Below are 6,000 nucleotides of genomic sequence, written 5' to 3'. Positions count from 1 at the left end.
TCAAGGACTGGAATTGCCAACAAGTGTAACGGCAGTAGCCAAAGTGAATGGGGAAAACGTGGTCATTACGATCACAAGTGGATCTGTGGTTGATGAAAGTATTGTAATTAAAGCGCCAACTGTGGTAACGGAAGCAAGTGTGTCTAATCTTGAAGAATTTAAGAGTGCTCTTTCGACTACTAACATAATAACGATTACTCTCAATGGAGATATCAGTAACGTATCAGAAAAATTGATCGTAGACAGAGTCGTTACGGTCGATGGTAACGGTCATACGATTAGTTACACAGATGCAATTAATTCTGCAACTAAAGGAAGTAGACACGGCATAGCAGTCATGGCAAATGGGGTAACGATTAAAAATCTGAAAATCCAAATGACAGAGGCAAATGAATGGCAAGGCACGTATGCTCTTCAAGTGTACAATGCCACAGGAGTAACTCTGGAAAACTTCAGTGGAACAGGTGCCGATGCAGCCTTGTTGGTAAACGCAGCTGAGGTTACAATAGCTGGAACTACAACAGTAAGTGGTAACGAATTTGGCGGTATCGAGGTTTCTAGAGGAGAAGCTGTTGGGCTAAACAATGCCAAGTTGACGGTAAATGGCACACTCGTGAATACAAGCGAATCATACGGAAAACCGACCATTTGGGTTGAGGGTGACCAAGGAACAGTAGATGGCGCGGGAGTACCGGCATTTGTGAGTTCAAAAGTACAGCTGGATCAGACTCAGTACTATCTGACTGATCAAGTAAATGTATCGAGTTTTAAAGCACTACAAGCTGCACTATCGAATGCTGATGTAATGACGATTAAACTTACAAGCAATATTGATGGTGTAGCAGAAAGATTAATCGTAGACAGAGCCGTTACGGTCGATGGTAACGGTCATACGATTAGTTACACAGATGCAATTAATTCTGCAACTAAAGGAAGTAGACACGGCATAGCAGTCATGGCAAATGGGGTAATGATTAAAAATCTGAAAATCCAAATGACAGAGGCAAATGAATGGCAAGGCACGTATGCTCTTCAAGTGTACAATGCCACAGGAGTAACTCTGGAAAACTTCAGTGGAACAGGTGCCGATGCAGCCTTGCTGGTAAACGCAGCTGAGGTTACAATAGCTGGAACTACAACAGTAAGTGGTAACGAATTTGGCGGTATCGAGGTTTCTAGAGGAGAAGCTGTTGGGTTAAACAATGCCAAGTTAACGGTAAATGGCACACTCGTGAATACAAGCGAATCATACGGAAAACCGACCATTTGGGTAGAGGGTGACCAAGGAACAGTAGATGGCACAGGAGTTCCGGCTTATATAAGCAAAGAAGTAAAAGAGGGCCAGACGCAATATTACCAAACGGATAGTAATACGACAGTTCCATCACCAGAAATTTAGTTATTTGATACGAACAGTGATATTAGAGCAATTTTGACAACCTAATGAGTGAGCTTCCGCATAAGACGGGAGCTCATTTTTTTATTAACTGTTTCACCCCTCCCTCATCCGGGTATATAACCAATGGCACCGTTTTCATTTTTCCGCGAAACTCATACTTTTGTCTCAATTGACATGGATATCTTTGGGTGATATAGTCGGAAATGTGGACAAATGATGTCTACCACATAATTTATTTTATTTGATGATGAAGGGAATGTTAGTGCATGCAAGGTAAAGTTAAATGGTTCAACGCAGAGAAGGGTTATGGCTTCATCGAGACTGAGGACGGCGGCGACGTATTCGTTCACTTTTCAGCAATTCAGTCCGAAGGGTTTAAGACTCTAGAAGAAGGACAATCCGTAGAATTCGAAATCGTTGAAGGTGCCCGCGGACCGCAAGCAGCTAACGTAATCAAATTATAATCATCCCGGCCTTAAGCCGACCTACATATACGGTTAGATGGTTAACAATTGAAGATTCGGGTAGCGACAGACTCCGGTGAAAGCCGGGGTCTTTTTTATTGCCTTTTTATATGAAGAGAAGGTTCGCTGCACGATTTTTCGTAGATTGCAATTCACTTCATCACGTAAGTGCTTACATGCTTGCTAACATACACAAAATCGTCTTTTTACATAGCCTTAACAAAGTGTTATAATGAAGGAGCAAAGGAGGAGTGCCCTATGCTATTCAGTATTCGAGGTCAACACATTGAAGTGACCGAAGCTTTAAAGGATTACGTTGACAAGAAATTAAGCAGACTAGACAAGTATTTTGACGCACCCCCAACCTCAGAAGGATACGTAACATTAAGTGTTGTTCGAGGATTGCACACGGTGGAAGTGACATTCCAACTGCCAGGTGTAGTGTTGCGTGCGGAAGACCGAAGCGAAGATATGTATGCTTCCATTGACGCTGTTGTGGACAAGTTAGAACGACAGATCCGCAAGCACAAGACTAAATTGAACCGCAAGTTCCGCCAGGTTGATAGTCTGAAGACCTTGTTCGTTGAAGATGGAACGGCAACAAGTTCCGTAGCAGTGGAACAAGACACTGATGACGAACTGGAAGTTGTCCGTACGAAGCGTTTCACCATGAAACCGATGGACGTTGAAGAGGCCATTTTGCAGATGAACATGGTCGGACATGATTTCTTCGTATTTACTAACATCGAATCTCAAGAAGTGAATGTGGTTTACAAGCGTGATGACGGAAAGTATGGTTTAATCGAGCGAGATTAGGCTCGCAAGTTCTTGCTAAATTGATCTGTACACGCACAATCCGGATTTACGGCTTAACATCAAATGTTGAAGACGAGCCTTCACCCGTGAACAGCGGGGGAAGGCTCTTTATATGTATATAAGAAGAGATGACCTTATGTGTTGCGGCATCTCTTACAAACTGTTACAATTTATGCAAACAAACTTATACTGAGGAATTTATTTCTTGCTGTGCAGGGATGAAAATTTTTCTTTTAGTTTCAATGAATCGATTTCATCATTCAACCCTTTAGCACTTAATGAAGTTGATTCTATCATCTGTTTTGCACGAAAGGGGTTAACCATGCTAGGACTTGTCAAAAAGATCTTCGGCGACACCAACGAGCGCGATGTCAAACGTCTAATGAAGACGGTCGATGTAATTAACAAATTAGAACCGGAATTCGAGGCGCTCTCGGATGAACAGCTGAAAGCGAAAACTCAGGAGTTCCGTGCGCGGATCGAGAAGGGTGAAACGCTGGATGAATTACTTCCTGAAGCGTTTGCGACAGTTCGCGAAACCTCCAAACGGACACTGGGCAAGCGTCATTATGACGTGCAGCTGGTCGGGGGGATGGCCCTCCATGAAGGCAGAATTGCAGAGATGAAGACTGGTGAAGGTAAGACCCTTGTAGGAACTCTTCCCGTATATTTAAATGCGCTTCTTGGCAAGGGAGTTCACGTCGTTACGGTTAACGACTATCTCGCAACACGTGACAGCGAAGAAATGGCGCAAATATATAATTTCTTAGGTATGACGGTCGGGGTTAACCTGAGCGGCATGGATCATGCGGATAAGCAAGCAGCTTATGCATGTGACATCACATACGGAACGAACAACGAATTTGGTTTCGACTACTTGCGTGACAATATGGTGCTTTATAAAGAGCAGATGGTACAACGGCCGCTTCATTTTTGTATCATTGACGAAGTGGACTCCATCTTGGTCGATGAGGCTCGTACACCGCTTATTATTTCGGGACAAGCCCAGAAATCAACGGAGCTTTATTATGCGGCTGACCGTTTTGTAAAGCGTCTTGTAGCGGAAGAAGATTACACTGTAGATATTAAAGTCAAAGCCGTTTCTCTGACGGAAGCAGGTGTAGCGAAAGCAGAACGTGCCTTCGGAATTGACAACCTGTACGACCATAACCACGTAACATTGAATCACCATGTGGTTCAAGCGCTGAAAGCGAATGTGATTATGCGCCGTGACGTGGATTACGTAGTAACGGAAGATGAAGTTGTCATTGTTGACGAATTTACAGGCCGGTTAATGGCAGGACGTCGTTACAGTGATGGATTGCACCAAGCGATTGAAGCCAAGGAAGGCATCGATGTACAGAATGAGAGCATGACACTTGCGACCATTACGTTCCAGAACTACTTCCGTATGTATCGTAAGCTGGCTGGTATGACAGGTACAGCGAAGACGGAAGAAGAAGAGTTCAAGAAGATTTATGGTCTTGAAGTACTTCAGGTTCCTACCAACAAGCCGAACCAGCGGGTAGATATGCCGGATGTTGTGTACAAGAGCGAACAAGGCAAATTCAAAGCTGTTGTAGAAGAAATCGTAGAACGCCACAAAAAGAATCAACCGATTCTGGTGGGTACCGTATCGATCGAGAACTCAGAGCTCTTGTCTGAAATGCTGAAACGTAAAGGCGTGAAGCATAAAGTACTGAATGCCAAGTACCATGCGGAAGAAGCTGAGATTATCTCCCGTGCAGGTGAGCCTGGATCCGTGACGATCGCTACGAACATGGCAGGACGCGGTACTGACATCTTGCTTGGTGAGGGAGTACAAGATATCGGTGGGCTGCATATCATCGGTACAGAGCGTCACGAATCGCGTCGTATTGATAATCAGCTTCGTGGTCGTGCCGGTCGTCAGGGTGACCCAGGTTCGACTCAGTTCTATCTGTCACTCGGAGACGAACTGATGAAGCGTTTTGGTACAGACAATGTACTGAATATGATGGAACGCCTCGGTTTCGAGGAAGACCAACCGATCGAGAGCAAGATGATTACTCGTGCGGTAGAATCCGCTCAGAAGCGTGTTGAAGGTAATAACTTTGATGTGCGTAAAGTGGTCCTTCAATATGATGACGTGATGAACCAGCAACGGGAAATTATTTATAAGCAGCGCCGCGAAATTTTGGAATCCGAAGATATCAAGCAGATTGTTATTGATATGATTAAGCCTGTTATTGAGCGTGTTGTTGAGGCGCACTGCAGCGATGATATTCCAGAGAACTGGGAGCTGCAAGAAGTAGCGGACTATGTGAACAGCAAACTGCTGGATGAAGGTGCGGTAACACGTGACGATCTTTGGGGCAAGGAAGCGGATGAAATTTCCGAATACCTCTTCGAGCGTGTTATGGAGAAGTACAAAGAACGTGAACAATCCATTGGCGAAGAGCTGGTGCGTGAGTTCGAGAAAGTTATCGTACTTCGTTCCGTTGACAGCAAGTGGATGGATCACATTGATGCGATGGATCAGCTTCGTCAAGGTATCCATCTCCGTGCTTACGGTGGTACAGACCCACTTCGGGAATACCAATTCGAAGGCTTTGAAATGTTCCACGCGATGATCGCTACGATTCAAGAAGAAGTGGCGACATATATTATGAAGGCACATATCGAGACCAACCAGGAGCGCCAGGCGGTTGTGGAAGAGAGCAAGGTGTCCACGAATGGTGAGCCGGCAGAGAAACGCCCTGTTCAGGTTGAAGATCAGATCGGACGTAACGATCCTTGTCCTTGCGGCAGTGGCAAGAAGTACAAGCATTGCCATGGACAGAATGCGTAAGCTGTAGATCAAATACTACCGTATCGTTTCAAGGAACGGTACATTCACAGACTCCCTTGAGAGTAAACAGGGGAACACCATGATGGCTTAAGTGCGCATCGGGGTGTTCCTCTGTGCACCCTTAAGGGAGTTGTTCTGAAAAAATAGAGAAATACGATTTGTGCGGATGTTGTCTGTTTGGTGAATTGTATTAGATAACTGATTCGTCTCTATATGAATACAATCCATGAGAGGGAGTAACGCTCTGCTCCGTATCTAAAGTATGACTGACTTGGGATTGATGCGGGGTGGAGAAGCGAAGCGGCCGCCTTTAAAGTCGTATTCCCACCTATGAAGTAATTATTCAAATGGAATACGACTTTAACAGCGGGTGGAACCCCGCATCCATCCCTCTCCATGACCAGCATAAGGGTTGTTATTTTATTCAAGACTTAAAACCACATCTGCCAGCAAAACGATTTTCTTAGCACGATGGGTATAATGAACTTATA

At 44.6% G+C, this 6,000-nt stretch carries 4 protein-coding genes; all 4 read left to right on the top strand.

Annotation, left to right across the window (positions count from 1 at the left end; genetic code table 11):
* On the top strand, positions 1-1,399 hold a 1,399-nt coding region (locus tag ACFQV5_RS10320), incomplete at its 5' end, for a pectate lyase-like adhesive domain-containing protein (protein WP_379246350.1).
* A 266-nt stretch (positions 1,400-1,665) separates the two neighbouring features.
* Positions 1,666-1,863, top strand: a complete 198-nt coding sequence (locus tag ACFQV5_RS10315; RefSeq protein ID WP_009594275.1) for a cold shock domain-containing protein — start codon at positions 1,666-1,668, stop codon at positions 1,861-1,863.
* A 258-nt stretch (positions 1,864-2,121) separates the two neighbouring features.
* Positions 2,122-2,679: a ribosome hibernation-promoting factor, HPF/YfiA family gene (gene hpf / locus ACFQV5_RS10310; RefSeq protein ID WP_379246347.1), complete on the top strand. Its 558-nt coding sequence runs from the start codon at positions 2,122-2,124 to the stop codon at positions 2,677-2,679.
* Between the two features lie 322 nt (positions 2,680-3,001).
* Positions 3,002-5,509, top strand: a complete 2,508-nt coding sequence (secA, locus tag ACFQV5_RS10305) for a preprotein translocase subunit SecA (protein WP_379246345.1) — start codon at positions 3,002-3,004, stop codon at positions 5,507-5,509.
* Positions 5,510-6,000: the final 491 nt, after the last annotated feature.

This window comes from Paenibacillus sp. GCM10028914 (assembly GCF_042666275.1).
In the GTDB taxonomy this organism is placed as follows: Bacteria; Bacillota; Bacilli; order Paenibacillales; family Paenibacillaceae; genus Paenibacillus_AQ.
Note: the sequence above shows the minus strand (reverse complement) of the source record. Positions and strands in the feature narration are given on the sequence as shown.